Annotated in this window: 14 protein-coding genes and 9 tRNA genes; 20 read left to right on the top strand and 3 right to left on the bottom strand. The window is 46.3% G+C overall.

Annotated features, from left to right (window positions below):
• Positions 1 to 73: 73 nt before the first annotated feature.
• The 8 genes from AB1K91_RS18575 (at position 74) to AB1K91_RS18540 (ending at position 9,953) form a co-directional block, all read left to right on the top strand.
• Positions 74 to 1,732 (top strand): PrpR N-terminal domain-containing protein, encoded by a 1,659-nt coding sequence (locus tag AB1K91_RS18575; protein WP_413092017.1) that lies wholly within the window; start codon positions 74 to 76, stop codon positions 1,730 to 1,732.
• Between the two features lie 154 nt (positions 1,733 to 1,886).
• A complete protein-coding gene (dapA, locus tag AB1K91_RS18570; RefSeq protein ID WP_413092015.1) occupies positions 1,887 to 2,768 on the top strand; it encodes a 4-hydroxy-tetrahydrodipicolinate synthase in 882 nt (293 codons plus the stop codon).
• A gap of 12 nt (positions 2,769 to 2,780) precedes the next feature.
• Entirely contained in the window at positions 2,781 to 3,941 is a 1,161-nt protein-coding gene (locus tag AB1K91_RS18565; RefSeq protein ID WP_413092014.1) for an iron-containing alcohol dehydrogenase, read from the top strand.
• A 12-nt stretch (positions 3,942 to 3,953) separates the two neighbouring features.
• Complete coding sequence (locus AB1K91_RS18560; RefSeq protein WP_413092012.1) at positions 3,954 to 5,249, top strand: four-carbon acid sugar kinase family protein; 1,296 nt, start codon at positions 3,954 to 3,956, stop codon at positions 5,247 to 5,249.
• On the top strand, positions 5,218 to 6,225 hold the full coding sequence (gene pdxA / locus AB1K91_RS18555; protein WP_413092010.1) for a 4-hydroxythreonine-4-phosphate dehydrogenase PdxA: 1,008 nt from the start codon (positions 5,218 to 5,220) through the stop codon (positions 6,223 to 6,225). Before AB1K91_RS18560 ends, pdxA begins: the two co-directional genes overlap by 32 nt.
• On the top strand, positions 6,155 to 7,186 hold the full coding sequence (locus AB1K91_RS18550) for a phosphoglycerate dehydrogenase (RefSeq protein WP_413092008.1): 1,032 nt from the start codon (positions 6,155 to 6,157) through the stop codon (positions 7,184 to 7,186). The genes pdxA and AB1K91_RS18550 overlap by 71 nt, the downstream gene beginning before the upstream one ends.
• A 13-nt stretch (positions 7,187 to 7,199) precedes the next feature.
• Positions 7,200 to 8,504 carry an MFS transporter gene (locus tag AB1K91_RS18545; protein WP_413092006.1) on the top strand — a complete coding sequence of 435 codons (1,305 nt, stop codon included), beginning with the start codon at positions 7,200 to 7,202 and terminating at the stop codon, positions 8,502 to 8,504.
• A 93-nt stretch (positions 8,505 to 8,597) separates the two neighbouring features.
• Entirely contained in the window at positions 8,598 to 9,953 is a 1,356-nt protein-coding gene (locus AB1K91_RS18540; RefSeq protein ID WP_413092004.1) for an Nramp family divalent metal transporter, read from the top strand.
• Positions 9,954 to 10,036: 83 nt separating this feature from the next.
• Here AB1K91_RS18540 and AB1K91_RS18535 read toward each other — a convergent pair whose 3' ends face one another.
• Positions 10,037 to 11,488 (bottom strand): SLC13 family permease, encoded by a 1,452-nt coding sequence (locus AB1K91_RS18535; protein WP_413092002.1) that lies wholly within the window; start codon positions 11,486 to 11,488, stop codon positions 10,037 to 10,039.
• The gene (locus tag AB1K91_RS18530; protein ID WP_413092000.1) at positions 11,466 to 12,662 is read right to left on the bottom strand and encodes a glycerate kinase family protein; all 1,197 of its coding nucleotides are present in this window, start codon (positions 12,660 to 12,662) and stop codon (positions 11,466 to 11,468) included. The genes AB1K91_RS18535 and AB1K91_RS18530 overlap by 23 nt, the downstream gene beginning before the upstream one ends.
• 712 nt (positions 12,663 to 13,374) lie before the next feature.
• Here AB1K91_RS18530 and AB1K91_RS18525 point away from each other — a divergent pair.
• A complete protein-coding gene (locus tag AB1K91_RS18525; RefSeq protein WP_413091998.1) occupies positions 13,375 to 17,694 on the top strand; it encodes a S8 family serine peptidase in 4,320 nt (1,439 codons plus the stop codon).
• A gap of 34 nt (positions 17,695 to 17,728) precedes the next feature.
• Here the strand turns inward: AB1K91_RS18525 and AB1K91_RS18520 are convergent, their stop codons facing one another.
• Complete coding sequence (locus tag AB1K91_RS18520; protein WP_413092050.1) at positions 17,729 to 19,123, bottom strand: NAD-dependent succinate-semialdehyde dehydrogenase; 1,395 nt, start codon at positions 19,121 to 19,123, stop codon at positions 17,729 to 17,731.
• Positions 19,124 to 19,444: 321 nt separating this feature from the next.
• On the opposite strand from AB1K91_RS18520, the gene AB1K91_RS18515 reads away from it, so the two are divergent.
• The 11 genes from AB1K91_RS18515 to AB1K91_RS18465 all read left to right on the top strand — a co-directional run bounded on the left by AB1K91_RS18515 (position 19,445) and on the right by AB1K91_RS18465 (position 21,678).
• Positions 19,445 to 19,516, top strand: a tRNA-Glu gene (locus tag AB1K91_RS18515).
• Positions 19,517 to 19,523: 7 nt separating this feature from the next.
• Positions 19,524 to 19,599: transfer RNA gene (locus tag AB1K91_RS18510), tRNA-Val, on the top strand.
• Between the two features lie 103 nt (positions 19,600 to 19,702).
• Positions 19,703 to 19,778 (top strand) — tRNA-Thr (locus AB1K91_RS18505).
• Positions 19,779 to 19,786: 8 nt separating this feature from the next.
• Positions 19,787 to 19,872, top strand: a tRNA-Tyr gene (locus tag AB1K91_RS18500).
• A 4-nt stretch (positions 19,873 to 19,876) separates the two neighbouring features.
• Positions 19,877 to 19,950 (top strand) — tRNA-Gln (locus AB1K91_RS18495).
• Between the two features lie 29 nt (positions 19,951 to 19,979).
• Positions 19,980 to 20,052: transfer RNA gene (locus tag AB1K91_RS18490), tRNA-Lys, on the top strand.
• Positions 20,053 to 20,087: 35 nt separating this feature from the next.
• Positions 20,088 to 20,169 (top strand) — tRNA-Leu (locus AB1K91_RS18485).
• Positions 20,170 to 20,190: 21 nt separating this feature from the next.
• Positions 20,191 to 20,265, top strand: a tRNA-Gly gene (locus tag AB1K91_RS18480).
• A 3-nt stretch (positions 20,266 to 20,268) separates the two neighbouring features.
• Positions 20,269 to 20,341 (top strand) — tRNA-Ala (locus AB1K91_RS18475).
• Between the two features lie 127 nt (positions 20,342 to 20,468).
• Positions 20,469 to 20,927 (top strand): DUF2243 domain-containing protein, encoded by a 459-nt coding sequence (locus tag AB1K91_RS18470; protein ID WP_413091996.1) that lies wholly within the window; start codon positions 20,469 to 20,471, stop codon positions 20,925 to 20,927.
• The gene (locus AB1K91_RS18465) at positions 20,914 to 21,678 is read left to right on the top strand and encodes a cytochrome c oxidase assembly protein (RefSeq protein WP_413091994.1); all 765 of its coding nucleotides are present in this window, start codon (positions 20,914 to 20,916) and stop codon (positions 21,676 to 21,678) included. Before AB1K91_RS18470 ends, AB1K91_RS18465 begins: the two co-directional genes overlap by 14 nt.
• The last annotated feature ends 27 nt before the right edge of the window (positions 21,679 to 21,705 follow it).

The raw sequence follows: 21,705 nt of genomic DNA, 5'->3' as shown, positions 1-21,705 counted from the left end.
TTCTTGGTTTGCTTTTCTAATGATCGATTGCTAGTCTTAAAGTGTGTTTACGTTTGCAACAGGAGGAAAGAAAATGAAGGTAGTTGCAATTGCTCCCTACAAGGGATTAGGTATCTTGATGCAGGAAGTGGCAAACAGTCTTCAGCTAGAGGATGTTGAAATTTTATACGGTGATTTGGCTGAGGGTGTAAAAAATGCTGTTAGGGCGGAACAAGAAGGTGCCGATCTGATTATCAGCCGCGGCGGTACTGCGGAACGAATCAAGCAGAGAGTTAATATCCCAGTCATCGAAATAGAGGTATCAGGTTTTGATGTACTTCGCGTACTTTCCTTGGTTCGCGATAAGCAAAAGAAGGCTGCGTTTGTTGGGTTTCCTGTTTTAGCTAAAGCCGTTTCGACCATTAGTAAGCTGACTTCTTCGGCAGTGGATGTATACGCAGTCAACAAAGAAGAGTCTATTGAAACACGACTGCAGCAACTTAAAGATCAGGATTATACGTTCGTGGTTGGAGATGTAATCACTGTAGAGCTGGCTGAACGAATGGGTTTGCATGGAATCTTGCTTACATCGGGGAAAGAAAGTGTGCAGCAAGCTTTCCTAAAGGCGAAGGAGACACTTTCTTATTTAGTATCCTCGAATAATAAGAATAAGCAGCTGCTTCAAATGTTAAAACAGTTGAAGCAGTGGATACTCGTAGTTGATGAGCAGCAAAATATCGTATTGGAAACAAAATCAGTTTCACCTTTCTTTCGGCAGTATTTGCTTCAAATGGCAGTACGCGTGCAAAGCAGCTGTTCATTCGTTCTATCCGGTAAGGAAGATAGATTCTTGATAAAAGCAAATAGATTGCAGCATGATAATCTGATCATGTACCAGATCGAGCCTGCATATGAAGAAGAGGCGGCAATTGAAGTACGTTTAGGACAATATGCTGACACACCTGGCAGTGAAGGGTTATATGTCAGTAGATGGATGGACAGGGCACGACATTTCAAAAAGGACGAGTATGCGAGAGGGATATGGCTGATAGGAGAATCAGGGTCGGGCAGAGCCATTCTTGCTAGGTATCTGCACAATGTGCATGCTCCCTTCCTGCGCATTTCCGGTAAACTGCTTAATAAGCAGCATTTAAATGAATTAAGTACTGTTCTTTTAGAAGAAGGAACTATTTTTGTAAGGAATGCTGATCAGCTTAATCGGGTAGATATTGAAAAGATGGAGAAGCTTGTAAAGGATAGATCCGGTAAACTGCTTTTATCCGCTGCTGAGGAACCGCAAGATAAAAGGGGCACTGCTGTATTTAATCTGCCGCCGCTTCGGGACCGCAAAGAAGAGATTCCTGTACTGACAAAAGTCTTTATCAGTCATTTTAATAATATATATGGGAAGCAAATTGCTGGTGTTGAGGAGGATGGGCTGGAAGAACTGATCCGCTTTGAATATCCCGGGAATGTAACGGATCTCCAACGCATTATTAAACAAGCAGTATTGAAATCAACTGGTGAATATCTATCAAAAGAATGTATCCTGGAGAGTATTTCATCAAGCAATCTTTTAAAGTGGGAGCTGCCGTTTCGTGGTACACTAGCTGAAATCGAATCTGAGATAATATACCAAGTATGGAAAGCAGAGAACCAAAATAATACGAAGACAGCTGCGAGGTTAGGAATTAACCGGACAACATTATGGAGAAGACTAAAGGAACGGGTTGAAAAAGAAGGACGCACATGAATTGTGCGTCCTCTTTTTTATATAAAGTGTTTAAAAATGAAACAAAATAAAGAAATAAAGATAAAATACATCAAAATATTATATTTAGGTTGATTAATTAAACGATTTCTCCTATAGTTATAATTATGAAAGCGCAAACAACGGAGGGGATTATATGAAGTTAGCTGGTATTTGGCCGGCAATGGTGACGGCCTTTGATGAAGAACAACACGTATCAGAGAATAATTTAAAACAGCTTACTGATCATTTGATCGGTGAAGGTGTCCATGGTTTGTTCATTTTAGGGACGAACGGTGAATTCCATACGCTTACCACAGAAGAGAAGCTGTTAGTTGCCAGAACAGTGATGGAAGCAGCAGATAATCGTGTACCAGTCATGGTTGGTACGGGAGGTAATTCAACCAAGGAAGTAATAGATTTATCCTTGCAGATGAAAGATTTGGGCGCGGATGCGTTATCGATTATCACCCCGTACTTCATACCTATAACTCAGGAAGAGCTAGCGGAGCATTACGAATACATAGCAGATGCCATTGAAATGCCAATCATGCTTTATAATATCCCATCTAAAACAGGGATGCATATCGAACCGGAGACAGTGGAGAGATTGGCAGATCATCCTTATATTATCGGAATAAAAGACAGCAGCGGTAAATTCGGTAATATCCAAGCTTATATCGATGTGACAAAAGGAAAGGATTTCGCTGTATTCGCCGGTACAGATTCCCTTATTCTGCAGACGCTGCAGGCAGGAGGGAAGGGGGCAGTGGCTGCAACTGCAAATGTACTGCCCAAGACGGTGCTGGATATTTATCGCCATGCTCAAGAAGATACAGCAGCTGCTGAAGCAGCGCAAAAATCATTGCAGCCTCTCAGGGATACATTTGCATACGGCACAATTCCGTCTTCCCTGAAAAAGGCTATCCAGATAAAAGGTTTTCAAGTTGGTGATCCGAGACTGCCTGTGAAACCTGTATCTGAAGAGGCGCTTCGAAAAATAGAGAACATGATGGAACAGTACAAGATGGGATTATAGGAGGTCATACGCATGTATGTATTCAGAACGGCAGATACCATTATTACAAAAGTCGGGATCGCAAGTGAAATAGGAGAACATCTTTCGCAATTAAAGCAGCATGTTCAAAAGGCTTTATTGCTGACGCAGCCTGCATTGCAAAAGTCAGGAGCAGTCGAGAAAGTTGTGGCAAGTCTTGATCAGGCGGGTGTATCGGTTGATGTGACAACAGATGTGGAACCCGAGCCGACTTTGTCCAATATAGAAAATGTCTACCAGGCAACGCTCAACGTGACAGACTACGATGTATTGATCGGTCTCGGCGGCGGCAGTATCTTGGATACGACAAAACTGCTCTCTGTCATGAAGACCAATGACATGTCATTGGAAGAAATGCTAGGGACAGACCAAGTGAAGCAGCCAGGGATTCCAACAGTCCTGATTCCGACAACTTCTGGAACCGGAGCGGAAGTGACACCTAACGCTATTGTCACTCTGCCAGAAAAAGAACTGAAGATTGGTGTGGTAAGCAGCTACCTTTTGCCGAATTTAGTACTGATTGACGCAGCCTTGACGACTGGCTTGCCAAAACCTATCACCGCAGCTACAGGAATGGACGCCTTTACACATGCGCTGGAATCTTATATTTCCAATAAAGCAAATCCTATCAGTGACATGTTCGCTTTGGAGGCTATCCGTCTTATCTCGGCAAATATCGAAACCGCTTACTTTGACGGCGAGAACATCGAGGCGCGGGAGCGTATGCTGATTGGTTCCATGTATGGGGGAATGGCCCTGACAGCTGCCGGCACTGCTGCAGTTCATGCTATGGCATATCCATTGGGTGGAAAATACAAAATAGCCCACGGTGTTGCAAACTCCATGCTGCTGCCGCATGTTACGCAGTTCAATATGGATGCGATCGAAACGAGACTAGCGACTGTTGCGGAACCGATGGGAATCAAAAAAGAGAATCAGAATGAAAAAGAATTGGCGCAAGCAGTTGTGGACCGAATTATTGAACTGACGAAAATTTTGGAGATACCGCAGGATTTGAGTGCTTATGGTGTCCAAGACAGCGCAATCGAGTCAATGGCAGTTGCTGCATTGGATGTGAAAAGACTGATGGATAACAATCCGAAACAGCTTACAAAAGAGGATGTAAAAGCGATATACAGTAAGCTGCTTGCTTAAGGTGGGATAGAGATGAACAGGATAGCGATCATCGCGGATGATTTGACAGGGGCGAGTGATTGCGGTGCCGCGTTGCTCCCATATGGAATGGAAGTAAATGTGCAAGTCGGGGACACCTTTAATGGTGATTCCCATCAGGCTGTGGTCTGGAATACAGATAGCAGGGCATTACCTGCAAAAACAGCTTACGAGCAAGTGAAGCAAATAGCTGCAACAGTAAAAGAAGAAGCTTTCGATCTTGTATACAAGAAAATCGATTCTACTATGAGAGGCAATATCGGCAGCGAGCTGGATGCTTTATATGATGTATTTCATCCGGATGTCATCATAGTCGCGCCTGCTTTTCCTAAGCAGAGTCGAATAGTAAAGAATAGGATTCATCGGGTTAATGGAGTTCCCTTGGGTGATTCAGAGGTAGCGAGAGATCCGAAGACACCTATCACCATTTCTGATATACAGACACTTTTGCAAATGCAAAGTGCCCATAAAGTGGGCCACTTAACAGTGGAGTACTTGGAAAGCGGGGAAGTTCGAACCGAGGAGCAGCTCAAGCGTTTGGTTGCACAAGGGCATGATTACATCACTGTGGATGCTGCAACCGAGAATGATTTGAAGGTACTGGCAGCAGCTGGTGTAAATAGTGGACTGCAAATCATATGGAGTGGGTCCTCAGGATTATTCCATCACTTGCCCGGATCCTATGGTTTTACCAAAAAGATGATGCCAAATGAAATGACGATCCAGCAGGGGAATGTGTTGTTTGTTATAGGCAGTATGAGCCGACATGGAAGAAATCAGCTCATGCAGTTATTGAGAGAAAAAGAGCTTGCATCGGTTGAAGTGAACGCAGAAAATTTGGTCACTGACACGGAAGCATCAGAGACAGAAAGTAAGCGAGTATTTCAGGAAGTACAAAAGGCGATAGTTGAAAATCTACATCCCGTCCTTTTCGCTTCGGAAAAACTGGTTGAAGCTCATGACGAGCTGGAAGCAGTCTCACATAGCAATCGTATTGCAAAGGAGCTGGGAAGACTTGTTGAGCAGATTGTTGAGCGATTAGGAATAAACCGCCTTTTTCTTACCGGAGGAGACACAGCCTTACAGGTTCTTCGGCAGCTCAGGGTCACTTCATTCCAATTATTCAAGGAGATTGAGCCTGGAGTTCCGTTTGGGAAAGCGTCGGAGCAGGACCTATATATCGTGACGAAGGCAGGAAGCTTCGGAAGTATGGAAGTAATGGTGAGTGCTTTGGAAGCATTGAAGGGAGAGAGACAGCTTGAAACCAATCATCGGAATCACAATGGGTGATGCTGCAGGCATAGGACCCGAGATAATAGTTAAAGCATTGACGCACGAAGCTGTATACGAGTATGGAAGACCGCTTGTCATCGGTGATCTGTCTATGTTGAAACGTGCGCAAGAGCAAACTGGAGTTGAAGTCACTTTCAAATCAGTTTCCGCTATATCGGAATGTGTATTTGACTATGGCACTGTTGAAGTAGTGGATTTGAATTTGCTGCCGGAAGATCTGCCTCAAGGCAGTGTTTCAGCCGAGGCAGGAAATGCAGCTTTCCAATACCTTGCAAAAGCAATTCAATTAGGAAAGGAAGGGGAGTTGGCTGCCATCTGCACGGCTCCTTTGAATAAAGAAGCACTTCATCTAGGCGGACATCATTATCCGGGCCATACAGAGATACTTGCAGAGCTGACGGATACAAAGGATTATTCCATGATGCTTTCTTCTCCTAAACTGCGAGTCATTCATTTGACTACGCATCAAGGATTGCTTGATGCCATCGCTTCCATTACCCCTGACAGGACGTATAAAGTCATTCGGCTGGCTTATGAGACATTGAAGAAAGCAGGGTACGAGAATCCTAGAATCGCAGTCTGCGGAATTAATCCCCACGCGGGAGAGAATGGCTTATTTGGTAACGGAGAAGAAGAGGAAAAGCTTATCCCGGCTATTGTACAGGCACAGGAAGAAGGGATTTCGGCAAGTGGACCGCATCCGGCAGACACGCTGTTCTTCCGGGCCGTGCGCGGCGACTTCGATCTCGTCGTGGCTTGCTACCATGACCAGGGGCATGTGCCGATCAAAGTGTTGGGACTGGAAGAAGGGGTCAATATTACGGTGGGATTGAAAGGCGGCTTGATTCGAACGTCTGTGGACCACGGTACTGCTTTCGACATTGCCGGTAAAAACATAGCCGATGAACGGAGTATGCTGGCAGCTTTACAGACAGCAGCCGACTTGGCTCCAAAACAATCCATCACTAGATGAAAGAAAGGTGAATGTCATGCTAGTCGTTTCTACATCTCCTTCATTTGCTAAATACAGCAATGAACCAATAGAGTTACTGAAGAAAAACGGCATCGAGCTTAAGCTGCTGCCAGCAGATATATCCGAGGAGGACTTTATCAAGGAAGCAAAAGATGCACAAGCAGCAATTGTTGCATTCAATAGTATCAATGAGCATGTGCTTAGCCAGCTGCCCGACTTGAAGATAGTTTGTAAGCATGGGGTTGGGGTCGATAATATCGATGTAAAAGCAGCAGCGCAAAGTAACGTCATCATCACAAATGTACCGAATGCAAATAAACATGCTGTAGCGGATTATGCATTTGCCCTTATATTGTCTTTGGCACGTGATATTCCCAGAGCAAATCAGCTCACGAAAAATGGAGAGTGGCCGAGGGTATTCGGTTCCGATGTGCATGGGAAAACCTTGGGAATCCTGGGAACTGGACAAATAGGGAAAGAAGTTGCCAAACGCGCCAAAGGATTCAGCATGGAGATACTTGCTTATGATCCATTTCCAGATGAACAATTTGCTTCAGCATATGACATGAAATATGTCGAATTGCAGGAACTGCTGCAGTCAAGCGATTACGTGACGATGCATCTTCCGCTGCTGCCAGAGACAAAGCACTTGATTGCAGAGAAGGAATTACAGCTGATGAAGGAATCAGCCTTTTTGGTCAACGCTTCGCGCGGAGGTGTCGTTTCGGAGCAAGCCTTGTACCAAGCGTTGTCGAAAGGCTGGATTAAAGGGGCGGCATTGGATGTATTCGAGGAAGAGCCATTGGTATCCCATCCATTGTTTGAATTGGATAATGTGCTTGCTTTGCCTCATATTGCCGGATATACACCAGGTGCAGTCAATAAATTGAGCGTTACTTGTGCCGAGAATGTCATCGCTGTACTCAAGGGAGTCGGAGAAGTAAAACACAAACTGAGATAAGGGGGAAACCTGGGTGGAGAAGAGAACGTATCAACCCGATCTGGGAATGGGGAAAAAGACCAAGGTACGCTGGGTCGTTGCAGCAATGATGTGGGCAGCTATTGCGATCAACTATATTGATAGGGCAGTGCTCTCGGCAGCAGCGCCTTTTATATCAGAGGACTTTCATATCAATGAAGCACAGATGGGTATCTTGTTATCTGGATTCTTTTGGTCTTATGCGTTATTGCAGGTACCAGCTGGATGGGCAGCGGATAAATTCGGACAAAAGAAAACGCTTGGATTCGCTGTTATATGGTGGTCGGCTGCGACTGCGGTAACGGGACTGGCAACTGGATTCAAATCCATGCTGACCTTCAGGGTGGCGCTTGGTGTCGGGGAGGCTGCCGCTTATCCGAGTAATGCTGGTATTTCAGCGAAGTGGTTCCCTAAAAAGGAAAGAGGTACTGTAGCGGGTATTTTTGATAGCGGTTCCAAATTTGGCGGTGCGATAGCCACGCCGCTGATTGTCGTTCTGATTGCATGGGTTGGCTGGAAAATGACATTTGTCTTGATCGGATTGTTGGGTATCATCTGGGGCATTATTTGGTTATTCTTCTTCAAGGATAATCCAGCTGATCATAAACGTGTGAATAAAGCTGAGCTGGAATATATCCGGGATGGTCAGTCGGAAGCAGAATTAGCAGACAAGACGATGCCGATGAAATGGTATCAGCTATTGAAATACAAGAATATATGGGCTATGTGTATTGGCTTTTTCATGATTAACTACAACTCCTACTTTTTCATTACTTGGCTGCCATCTTATTTAGTTGATGAACGCGGAATGAATTTGCTGGAACTTGGTATCTTTGCCTCCTTGCCACTCTTGTCAGCGATGGTTGTCGAAGTTATTGCCGGTTGGGCTAGTGATAAAGTGCATGCAAGCGGCAAACTTTCTCTCACTGCAACTCGGAAACTCTTTCTGATCATCGGCTTGCTTATGGCTGCTTGTATCGGGCTGGCTGCTTTTGCTGATTCAGCTGTGCTGGCAATTGTATTATTGTGCATTGCTAAGTCAGGAACGACTGTAGCGGCTTCTCAAGTCTGGGCGCTGCCGGCGGATGTTGCACCAAAGAACATGACTTCCGTTGTTGCTGGTATGCAAAATACAGTCTCCAACATGGGTGGCGTTGTTGGTCCGATCATCACTGGTTTCATCGTAGCGGCTACAGGTTCCTTTGTGCCTGCCCTTCTTTTCTCGGCCGCGCTGATCATTATAGGTATCCTTAATTATCTGTTCCTGCTTGGCGATGTGAAACGAATCGAAGCAGCTTAATGTCAATATCCGGATTTCATCCGGATATTGATTTACCTTAGAGTATGGATGACGCAAATGTAAGCGTTATCAAAAAGGAGAGGGGTAAAGGCGATGAGCAAGAGCTTGAAAGACGTAGAAGCACCTGTCAAGGAAAGGGAAGAGGCACCATCCGCACTGCCTAAGACATTTATGGAATATATGCGAAGTCTCGGCCCAGGTCTTGTGCTGGCAATGACTTTCCTTGGGACTGGAGATCTGGTCAGTTCCACAGTTTCGGGTGCAAACTATGGTTATGCACTTTTATGGACATTGGTTGTTGCGTTAGCTGCCCGCTATTTCATGGTTTCCGCAGTAGCAAAATACAAATTACAAAACCGACACGGCGATACATCTATCTTGCAAGGATTTCAGAGAGTCTGGCGCGGTTTTCCTTTGCTGCTTGGTGCTGCTATATTATTCCTTGGAATAGTTATTCAAATGAGCTTCCTTAGAGCTTGTGCAGTTGCTCTTTATAATTTATTTGGAGGATTCGGCGGGGAAACATGGGGTGTCTTTCTCTTCAGTTTGGTGGTTGTTGGCCTTACGTTCTTATTATTAATCAATCCAAATCAATATAAGCTATTAGAAATGCTGGCTCGTTTTGCTTCTGTAGCAATTATTGCATCGTTCGTTTTTGCTCTCTTTCGAATTGGTTCATTTGATTTCATTGGTTTTCTGAAGGGACTTACATTTGACATGCCGCCGAATCAGGGGCCATTCAATGCCATATTTATCGCGGTCGCTACGATTGGAGCAATTGGTGGATCTGCTGTAAACCTGCTGTACCCTTACTTCATGGAGGACAAAGGATGGAATAAACCAAAATACCGGAAGATTCAACAGCTTGATTTGATTACTGGAATGCTGCCCCTCTTGGTGATCAATGTGCTTTTCTGGGTAGTGGCTGCAGAGGTATTCTATGGTACTGGTATACCGGTCAGCAATGAAAATGACTTGGCACTTATGATGGAATTGGCTGTGGGGCCGGCTGGTCCGACGATGCTTTGGATCTGCTTATTCCTCGCGGCTTTTACAAGTTTTCCGGCTCAAGCTCGAGGTTTTACTTTGTTGATGCTCAATGGCTTCCATCTATCTGCTAAAAAAGAATACAAGAAAACAGATGATGACCCTAAATTCCGCTATCTATCCATTGGACTATTCCTGCTGTTACCAATTCTCATATCGATTCCTGGAGCACCTGACTTGGTACTGCTGAATGTATTCGGCACGAGTGTCATCACCGCTTTGATACTGCCGCCTATTGTGGTCGGATTAGTTCTCATGACCAGCAGCAAGAAATATATGATGGATGGATTCAGGAATAAATGGTGGGAAACAGGCATCCTTACTTTGATAGCAGCTATCGGGATATGGTCGACAGTTGAAATCATCCGTAATTTTGTCGATCAGATCAATAAATTTATATAAAGTCTGGTTTTCAATAAAGGGAAAAGCTGTCAATAGTTCTGACAGCTTTTTCTGTTTAAAGGGGGGAGTGTGCAACCGCCCTTTTAAATTGATAATCCGGTCCACTTCCAATAAGTAAAATAAAACAGAAGTATTACGAAGATGTATATTGGCATAAGAACGAGGCTGATTTTCAGTAAATCACGTGCATCGTATGTGATGCCGCCTTCTTCATAAAAAAGAAGCAGGGCTTTGGAACTGACAGGAAATGTCACACAATAATTCATTCCTATTAAACTTAGAAAGACAATGGAATCAAGATTTCCGCCAATTGCTTGCCCAAAAATGATGAGACTTGGTATAAACACGATAGCCCGTGTCGTATGCGACGTTATATACAAATGGCTTGTAACGGTCACGATGGAAAGTATCAGAACATTTGTCCAATCTGAAGCACCTGTAAATAAATGCAGGCTGTGCATGATTTCTTTTTCCATCCAATCGATGACACCTGTATCTACGAGAATTTGTCCAAGGGCAGTGGCGGCAGCAACAAAAAGAAGCAAATTCCATGAAACAGCTTTTATTCCCTGTTGCCAGCTGATTATTCCATATCGGGGAGACATAAATAATAAAGAACCAATTATGGTAACAAATGCTGTATCATAACCATGAATATTTTCTGAAACCCATCCGATGATCAGTGCGGCAATCAGTATCGCTGTCTTTTTTTCTTTCGGTGATAAATGCTGCTGCTCTATATCTTCTTTGTTGGATCCATCTTGTTGTATGTTATCGCTAAGATTGCTTTTCTTTGGCCATAAAAGCAATCTTACGATATACATCGTTACCGTGGTGATCACAATGGTAAAAGGAATCCCCCATACCAGCCACTGAATGAAGGAGATAGATTTACCAGTCGTACTCTCCAGCAAACCAACTCCAATTATATGTGAGCCAGCTCCAATCAATGTTGCTGAAGTACTCATCAAAATGACCACAGGTGTCAAGATGGCAAGAAACTGTCCTTCCTTAGTGGGGAAGTGACGCGCCAGCTGGTTAATGACGGGGACGGAGAGGGCAGCCCTTCCGGAAGTGGAAGGAATAAATAGTGCCGTCAGTCCCAACGCCAATGTATAACCTCTTATAATGGAATGTTTACTTTTTGCCTGATATAAAATAGCGCGGCTGAACCGCGCAGCAAGTCCCGATTCCTTAATAGCCTCACCAATTATAAAAGCTCCAAACATCAGCCACACTACATCTTCACTGAAAGCATGATAAAGCAGTTCAGGATCCCCAGCCTTCATGATTATGATGAACGATATAAGCGAAATTGCGACAAACCCTGCTGGAATCTTTGTGCCGATCCAGAGAGTCATAGCTGATAGGAAAGCAAAAAGCGATACTTTCGCAGGATAATTCAGATTTACCAAAGCCACAAGAAGGAGAAAGAAAACATGTATGAAACAAATAACACGTATTCTGGTAGAAGACTTTGCAGTATGCTTTGCTTGTTTCCTCTCGCTTCTACTATATTGATTGATTTGTTCCATTAGGTTGGACCCTCTTACTTTGATTTGCCAATTGTATACCTATGGTAATTTGCCGCAAGATACATTCCACGCTATCTTCAATCCACCGAGGTGCTTTAGCGATCGCTTTATCTAATGTGACAGGATTTTGGATAATACTCACGTAAGCATCGATTCCAGCATCATAATTGCTTTCGGCTCCGCGTCCAATGGTACCGGTAATGGCGATGACAGGTATATTGTATTTTTTGGCAATTCTTGCGACTTCACACGGGATTTTACCGTCAGGTGTCTGAGAATCCAAACTTCCTTCGCCGGTTATGACGAGATCTGCATTTGCTATTTTTTCTTCTATTTGAATGTAATGTTTGATCAAATCAAAGCGCTGATGCAGCCTAGCTCCTGTAAATGCCATCAACCCAGCGCCCAGCCCGCCAGAGGCTCCGCTTCCTGGTGTATAGCGTACGTTCATGCCCGTGACATTTTGAATCAAATCAGCATAATGATCCAAGGCCGCAGAAAGGATATGGACCTGCTCAGGAGCAGCTCCTTTTTGAGGACCGAAAACCCTCGCAACTCCGCGTTCGCCGCACAAGATATTCTTCCAATTGCATGCAACATCGATGGAGACCTCTCTCAGTCGTGTATCCATATGCGACACATTTATTGTTGCCGCTTTCAAAATATCGGTGACGGACTTGACGTCAATAATTTGCTGCTTATCGTTCAGAAATCGAACACCAAGCGCCTGGGCCATACCTGCTCCTCCATCTGATGTGCCGGAATCACCGCAGCCGATTATAATCTTGTTCACACGTCTGTTCAATGCATCAAGAATCAGTTCCCCGACACCATACGTAGTTGTATGCAACGGATTTCTTAAGTTTTTTGGAACCAGCTTTAATCCCGCCACAGCAGCCATTTCGATGACGGCAGTGCGTTCATTTCCCTCCTGGAAGATGCCGTAATGGCTATCGATCTTCTTCCAGACAGGACCGGTGACGGTTTTATGGATTAAGTTTCCATCCTTTATCTTAACGATCGCTTTTGCAAAGCCTTCTCCGCCATCTATCATTGGAAGCATTTCTGTCCGGATGAACGGTTCGAATCTTTTTGCTCCGGCCCCCATTGCGACTGCCACTTCCTCAGCATCAAGACATTCTTTAAAACCTGATGGAATCATAATAACCTTCATGTTTTTATCCTCCGTTTAATTTTTAATACTGTTATCATAGCTGCGAAATTGGAGTATTCACTGTGAGGTGTATTAAAGGTGGATGAGAGATTGATGAATTTTCAGATAATAAGGACTGACAATAGTGACAGTTGGATGGATTGCGGTCAAGCGCCTGAACAACTTGCACTCTAGATTCACTTACTTTCCGCATTGTATGGTCGTGACTATATGCATATTCCCATATGAATATTTTTGGAATTTATAGGCAGAAAGAAGCGTGATTGTAATGATGGAAGGAAGCTTTGGTTTTGCTAAAGCTAAATAGCTTCTTATTTGATGAATTTCCCAATTAGACATTGTGACAAAAGGTTTTATGTTGATTACTAGATATAAGCAGCTATCTCATGCCCAGATGTCGAGAGATTTACTGCTAAAGAAGCTCCGCGTCCTAACGTAATCCAGGGCTTTCGAAGGCGAACGAAAGTTGTGCTTGATAAGATATGATGTATTCAGATGAGTAATTTACAGAAAATTATTACTATTATCCCGCATGAATCCGCACTTTCTGCGCATATGCTCCTGTTTTACCGCGGCTCTCTTCCCGAAACCGACAGATTCTCGTAATCTATCTATAACATCTGAGCGATATTACATAATCTGTCATTTGACGTGCGGAGGTGGATAAGGTTAGCGGGCAGGACCATATCAAGAAAAGGGAGAGTGTGGGAAGATGCACAAAAGGATGACGAAGTGGCTCAGTATTTTGGCGATCGGTGTCTTTCTCTTGTCGTTGCTTTCTCCTACAGTTTCACGAGCACAGTCTTCTGAGCGAACTTCTGTGAAAGCGAGTGAGGGTGTAGCAGCGAAGGTAGACAAGGATGTTACGTCACAGTTCAAGGCGGATGAGCAGGTGACGTACTTGGTGAAGCTGAAGGATCAGGCGGATACGAAGAAGGCGGCAGATACTGCTGTCGAGAAGGCGAAGAAACAATCAGCCAGTTTGTCTGCCAAGGAAGAGAAGCGTATCCAGAATTCAGCTGTTGTCAGTGATTTGCGTGCGACAGCAGATGCAACTCAAGCGAATTTGCTTGATTACTTGAAGCAGGCGAAGGATAAGGGTGTCGTCAAAGACTATGATTCCTACTATATCGTCAACGCCCTGAAAGTAACGAGCTCCAAAGATGTGATGGAGGAGCTGGCTGCTTCGGAGGAAGTGGAGAAGATCCTGCCTAACAGGGAGCGTAAAATCCTTGAGCCAACGAAGGCAGAGGAGAAAAAGGTAGCTGCTTTGGCTGAGGAAGTCGAAGCGTGGGGTGTGGAAAGAGTCGGAGCACCTGCAGTATGGAAGGAAACGGGACTGGATGGATCGGGCGTCGTCATCGGCGGGTTGGATACAGGGGTACAGTATGACCATCCGGCGCTTTTGGAAAAGTATCGCGGCTATGATGCGGCTGACCCGGATAATGTCTCGCATGTGTTCAACTGGTATGATGCAGTCGACGGAGAAGCTGTGCCGTATGATGACTTGGATCATGGGACACATACGATCGGTACGGCTGTCGGTGCAGCTCCGGATGGCTCTGCTGATATCGGCGTTGCACCGGGGGCCAAGTGGATTGCGGTAAAAGCTTTCCATCCAGATACAGGACAAGGGCAGACAACGGATGCCATCTTGCTTGATGCGGCTGAATGGATGCTTGCGCCAAAGGATGAAGAAGGCACTCCGCATCCGGAGCAGGCGCCGGATATCGTCAATAACTCTTGGGGCGGCGGTCCGGGACTCGATGAATGGTATCGCGAAGTTGTCCAGACATGGCGGAACGCAGGTATCGTCCCGGTGTTCTCTGCAGGTAATGACGGAGACGGAGACGCGACAGTGTCAGCACCTTCCAACTATCCAGAATCCATCGCTGTCGCTGCAACGGACAGTGAAGATGGATTGGCGAGCTTCTCGTCTCGAGGCCCTTCTCCTTATGAAGGGGAAATTAAACCTGATATTGCAGCTCCCGGAGTGAGCGTTTATTCCTCGGTAAGTGGTAGTGAATATAGTGCCTCTTTCAGTGGTACATCGATGGCTGCCCCGCACGTGAGCGGCATCATAGCACTGCTGCTGCAGGCCGATAGCTCGCTGACAGTCGATGAGATCGAAACGATTCTCTATGACACGGCTGATCGAAAGACAAACAGCGAATATCCGGATGAAATCAATGAAGGCTTCGGCCATGGTATCGTCAATGCATACTTGGCTGTATCCACCATCGCGACTGGTGTCGGCGAAATCAATGGAAATGTGTATCAAGATGGTGAAGATGAGGAACCAGCTGTCATCATCCATGAAGCTGTATCGGAAGTGTATCAGGGTGTAGCCACTCCGCTCACAGCGGAAGTGACGGATAATATCAGCGCAGATACCGTGACACTTCAATACAAGCAAGACGATGGCGAATGGCAGTCTGTCGAAGCGACACTTGTGGATGGAAATGCCGCAAGCGGCACGTATCAGGCAGTGCTGCCGGCTGAAGCGACAACGGGTGAGACACTAACTTATAAATTTGTCGTAACCGATTTTGGCGGTAATACAACAGAGACGGATGCGTATGAAGTGGAACTCATTGCACCGCTGACAGTCGGTTATAGCCAGGACTTCGAAGCAGAGCCATCAGGCTGGACATCATTCGGTGATCAAAATTCCTGGGAATGGGGGGCACCGGCTGCAGGTCCTGAAGCGGCTGCATCTGGTGAAAATGTATACGGTACAGGCGCCTATGCTAATAATGCCGATGCAACCCTGCTTGCACCGCCTGTAGCAGTCCCGGAGGATGGAGGAGCTTATCTGCAGTTCCAGACGTGGTTCGACTTGGAGAGCCGTTATGATTATGGCCATGTGGTTGTATCGACGGATAAGGAGAACTGGGATCAGGTTGGGACCTATAATGGTGCCAATGGCGCTTGGTCTGCTGAACAAATCGATTTGGGTGATTATGCCGGGCAGACCGTCTATATCGGATTCCATCTGGAAACAGACGGCAGCATTGGGAAACAAGGCTGGTATATCGACGATGTAGCCATTTCGGATACTTCCAATACCTCTGCCTCCATTATGAAAGATACAAAAAAGGTGAAAGAAGATAAACAAACGAAGGAAAGTGCGAAGAGTAAAAAGAAAGTGAATGCGAAAAAACTTGCTCCAACACCAATCCGGAACATACAAGGGCCAACGCTTCCGGATGGGCAGGCTGATCCATCTGACATAAGCCCAAGTGCATTGCCGGTTGATGCGACGGTGACGGTACAGGAAACAGGACGAAGCGTTCAGACAGACCCAGCCGACGGCAGTTACCGCTTACTGCAGGCAGCAGGTGACGTGACCCTGGAAGCATCCGCTTACGGCTTCCATTCCGGCACTGCGCCAGTGACCGTAACGGAAGGCACCGCCGTCACCCAGAATTTCACGCTCGATCCGATTGCGGAGGGCACAGTGACGGGGACGGTGACGAACGCGCAAACAGGGGAACCGATTGCTGGTGCCAACGTCTATGTAATCGAGGATGCAGCCATCGAGCCGGTCCAAACCGATGATGACGGTACGTATACGCTGACTGCCTATGAAGGAACATATACTCTTAAAATCACAGCTCCTTCCTTCAAGGGAGCAGAACCAGAAGTGAGGGTGACTGCTGATGAAACAACAGAACAAAATGTCGAGCTGGAGCCGTTCATCGGCTTTGCCGGAGAAATCGGTTATGATGACGGTACGGCAGAGAATGCGCATGCCTTTTACGATGCCGGAAATGGCTGGGCCGTGAAATTCACGTTGGCGGAAGGACAGTCTTCTGCACAAGTGACAGGCGGATTGTTCCGCTTCTGGGATGAAAGCTTCCCGACGCCAGGCGGGACAAACTTTGCCGTGGAAATCTATGATGATTCTGGCGAAGATGGTGCACCAGGCAAGAAGCTTGCCGGACCGATTACTGCAGAAGCCCTCCGCAATGGGGAATGGACACAGGTCGATTTGGCTGGCGAAGGTGTCGTAGTCGATTCTGACTTCTATATTCTATATGTCCAAACAGATCCGAATCCGAATACACCTGCTTTGGCAACCGATGAAGATGGAGAATTCTCCGGCCGCAGCTGGCAGAATATAGGCGGGGAATGGAGCCCGGTGCCGGAAGAGGATGGCAACTACATGATCCGGGCGCTTGTTGATTACGAGGCGCAGTCCCCGGTCATCACGTCGCCTGCTCCTGATACAGTCACAAAAGAGGATAGTGTGGCAGTGGAAGGGACAGCAGCACCTGGCGGAACAGTCGAAATCAGCAATAACGGCGAAGTTGCCGCCTCGGTCGAAGCATCCGCAGAAGGAGCTTTTGCAGCGGAAGTGGAGCTGACAGAAGGAGAAAACAGTCTTACAGCTGTGACGAAGCTGGAAAATGGCAGCACAGCACCTTCTGAGGCAGTGATGGTCATCCGGGATCAAACGAAACCGGAACTGACGATTACTGCACCTGAAGATGGCAGCAAGACGAATAAGGAAACGGTGACTGTGACAGGTACGGCGTCTGATGATTATTTGAAAAAGCTGACGATCAATGGTAATAAAGCTGATGTGAGCGAGGATGGGACTTTCTCCAAACGTATCCTATTGGATGAAGGCGTCAATGAAATCAAAGTAGTTGCAGCAGATGAGGCAGGAAATAAAGCAACGAAAGTCATCGAGCTGGAAGCAGACTATACTGCCCCTGCACTGGAAAATGTGAAGCCGGAGCAGGACGCAGAAGTACAGCCTGGCGAAACGGTTGTCATTTCCTTTGAATCGGAACCTGGATTGGAGGATGCGACTTTTTACTTGAAGGCGCCACTGACGAATTTCCGCACCACATCACAAGCGACAGAGCTGCCGATGCGGGAAACGGAAGATGGTGTGTATGTAGGCTATTGGACGGCAACATCATCGGCAAAGCTTGATGGAGCGGACGTCGTCGTCAAAGCAACAGATGCATTCGGGAATGTAACCGAGGCGACTGCTGCCGGTAAGGTATTCGTAGAATAACGAAGAAAGGACCCGTCAGCGACGGGTCCTTCTTTTATATGCCAATTGAAATATATTTTGTTTCCAAATAAGGCTCGATTCCTTCGATTCCGCCTTCGCGGCCGACACCGCTTTCCTTCATGCCACCAAATGGTGCCTGCACGGCAGATGGGCCGCCATCATTCCAGCCGACGATACCATACTTCAAGTTTTCAGCGATGTACAGCCCGCGGCGATAGTTTTCTGTGAAGAAGTATGCTGCCAAGCCGTACGGTGTGTCATTTGCCAGGCGGATTGCTTCATCGATGTCGGTGTAAGTCGTGATTGGGGCTACTGGTCCGAATGTTTCTTCGTGCATGATGTCCATGTCATCCGTTACTTGATCAAGAACAGTCGGGTTGACGAAGAAGTAGCCTTTGTCGGCATCTGCATTATATGTGCCGCCTGCGAGGACTTTAGCGCCTTTGGATTTGGCATCATCGATTTGGGCAACGATTTTATCAAAGCCTTTTTTATTGATGACTGGTCCGATTGCGACGTCTTCCTCTGTACCTACGCCGACTTTCATTTCGGATACTGCTTTGGTGAATGCTGTTGTGAATTCGTCTTTGATGGATTCATGGACGAGCAATCTGTTGGCACAGACACATGTCTGGCCTGCGTTTCGGAATTTAGATGCAAGAGCATGCTTCACAGCGTGGTCAATATCCGCGTACTCATCGACAATAAGTGGTGCATGTCCGCCGAGCTCCATGGAGACGTGTTTCACACTGTCAGCGCTTTGTTTCATGAGCAGCTTGCCGACAGGAGTAGAACCTGTGAAGGAAATCTTCCGGATGTGAGGATGCTCGGTGAAGATCTTGCCGACCATTTCGCCATCGGCATTCACATATTGGATGACGTCTTCCGGTATGCCGACTTCATGCGCCAGTTCGACCAGGCGGATAGCCGTCAGCGGTGTATCTGGTGCTGGTTTGATAATGAAAGTACAGCCGGCAGCCAATGCTGGAGCTGCCTTTCGAGTGATCATCGCTGCCGGGAAGTTCCAAGGCGTGATCGCTGCAACCGGTCCGACAGCTTCGCGTGTTACGAGCATGCGCTTATCGGTAGTGGATGCAGGGATGGTACGGCCGTACACACGTTTGGCTTCTTCGGCGAACCATTCGATATAACCGGCTGCATATAATACCTCGCCTTCTGATTCTTTCAGGGGCTTGCCGTTTTCGGCTGTCATGAGCGCAGCAAGTTCTGCCTTATTTTCAATCATCTTGTCGTGCCAAGCCCGAAGAAGTTTACTGCGTTCCGTTGCTGAAGTTTTGGACCAGGTTTGGAAAGCATGATGTATCTTTTCAATTTTTTGATTGATCGCTTCTTTTGAATCAATCGCTACTTTTTCGATCAGTTCACCTGTGGCTGGGTTCGTTACATCGAATGATCTGTCATGTCGAATACCCCTTTTCTTAATTTATTTCATAGGAAAAGCTTATCAAGGAAATTTTGAATCAGACAAAAAAACTGCTCAAGTTTTTGGAGTTCATGTTTATATTCCTGTTTTGAGAGGAAAATATGCAGGAATAAGAGAGATAATAAAAAAGGCCAAAATGTTGATATGACGGGGATTTCAGCTAATGGGGGAAGGGTGTCATCACGGGTTAATTATCTGAATAAAAAGAAATTGAAAAAGTAGCTTTACAAACTGTTGCGTTCCTGTATATAATAACTCTTGTCAGTTTCGAGTTACGAAAAACGTAACGAAGAAAAAGGACAACCTGGCCCGTTGGTCAAGCGGTTAAGACACCGCCCTTTCACGGCGGTAACACGGGTTCGAATCCCGTACGGGTCATCAAGTTGGAGGATTAGCTCAGCTGGGAGAGCATCTGCCTTACAAGCAGAGGGTCGGCGGTTCGAGCCCGTCATCCTCCACCACTTGCTTGATGGATAATCAAGATCAAAAAAAGTGTTGACAAGCTGAATGATGGATGATATGATATCATTCGTGACGGCTGAAGTCGACGAAACTTAATAACTTGCCGGTCTAGCTCAATTGGTAGAGCAACTGACTTGTAATCAGTAGGTTGGGGGTTCAAGTCCTCTGGCCGGCACCACCTATGATGGAGGGATAGCGAAGTTGGCCAAACGCGGCGGACTGTAAATCCGCTCCCATCGGGTTCGTAGGTTCGAGTCCTACTCCCTCCACCATCATTGGGCTATAGCCAAGCGGTAAGGCAACGGGTTTTGGTCCCGTGATCGTTGGTTCGAATCCAGCTAGCCCAGCCATTTACTTTCTTTATCAATAGAATGTTTTTGAGCCATTAGCTCAGTTGGTAGAGCATCTGACTTTTAATCAGAGGGTCGAAGGTTCGAGTCCTTCATGGCTCACTTTATAGATCAGTTCCTGTAACTGCTTCTATTACGCGGGTGTGGTGGAATTGGCAGACACGCTAGACTTAGGATCTAGTGCCGTATGGCGTGGGGGTTCAAGTCCCTCCACCCGCATCATCATTACTATACTGCTGGGCGGAAGTAGTTCAGTGGTAGAACACCACCTTGCCAAGGTGGGGGTCGCGGGTTCGAATCCCGTCTTCCGCTCCATATGGGGCCTTAGCTCAGCTGGGAGAGCGCCTGCTTTGCACGCAGGAGGTCAGCGGTTCGATCCCGCTAGGCTCCACTCATGATAGCCATCCAATCGGATGGCTTTTTTATTTTAGCACAGGAGATTCTCCTGTGCTTTTTTGTTTATTTTTGGGCCTATCGGGAAACAGTTTAGATAGAAGTCTGTTGGTAGGAGGATATAAATGGAGGAAATCCATACATATAAACGCAGGAATATCTTATCTGGTTTCTTATTCGGTGTTGGTTTGGTTGCATTCATTGATGAAGCGGTTTTTCATCAGCTGCTGCATTGGCATCATTTCTACGATTTATCTTCTACGGCGTGGGGGCTTGTCTCGGATGGATTTTTCCATGCGCTGAGCTGGTTTGCGACAGTTGGCGGGTTATTCCTTTTTGCTGATCTGCGCAGGCGTAAGCGTTTGATTCCGCTCAGATGGTTCGGTGCTGTTCTGCTCGGAAGTGGTGTTTTTCAACTGTATGATGGCCTTATACAACATAAGATGTTCCGGATTCATCAAATTCGTTACGGAGTGGACATCTTCTATTATGATCTGATTTGGAATGTTACGGCAATCCTGTTGATTGCAGCAGGGGTCTTGTGTATCAGTCTTGCAAGGAGGAAGCTGTATGTACGTCGATAAGCTTCCTTTATGCATCGCCTCCTTTGGTATACTCGCTTATCTGCTGGCGATGAAGCATTCCGCTAAGCGATTCAAAACTTGGCCGCTATACAGGCTGGTCCTGTTTGTAAGCGGAACTCTAGCCGCGCTCCAGGCTGTTTCAGGATCCGTAGCGATGCAGGCGCATCATAGTTTTGTCTATCATATGATCGGGCACTTATTACTCGGGATGCTGTCTCCGTTGCTGCTAGTCTTATCACGGCCCATGACCTTGCTTCTGCGTGCACTTCCGCAATCCGGTTCAAAAGCGGTCTCGCATTTGTTCCGCAGCCGATACACGCGCTTCATCATTCATCCGATCACTGCAGCAGTCCTTAACATTGGTGGGCTTTGGCTGCTTTATACGACTCCTTTGTTTCATCATATGCATCAAGCCAGCTGGATATCGTTCCTGATTCATCTGCACGTGTTTGCGGCAGGTTATGTGTTCACGTTGGCTATGCTGTATTCCGATCCTGTAGCCTACCGGAAAAGTCATATGTACCGGATGGTTGTGTTCATCTTTGCATTGGCCGGACATGGCATCCTGTCGAAGTATCTATACGCAAACCCGCCTGCCGGTGTGGATCCGGCAGATGCGCAAGCAGGGGCTGTACTGATGTATTATGGCGGGGATTTGATTGATTTGATCCTGATTTTCTTATTATGCTGGCAATGGTATCGAACCGCTGAACCCAAAACATCATTACCCGCAACAAAAACTGCCGAATAAGGCAGTTTTTTATGTCTATCGGTATCA

The sequence above is a fragment of the Terribacillus jepli genome, from assembly GCF_047228925.1.
Taxonomy (GTDB): Bacteria; Bacillota; Bacilli; order Bacillales; family Amphibacillaceae; genus Terribacillus.
The sequence above is the reverse complement of the archived record's forward strand: the minus strand, read 5'-3'. Positions and strand labels throughout refer to the sequence as shown.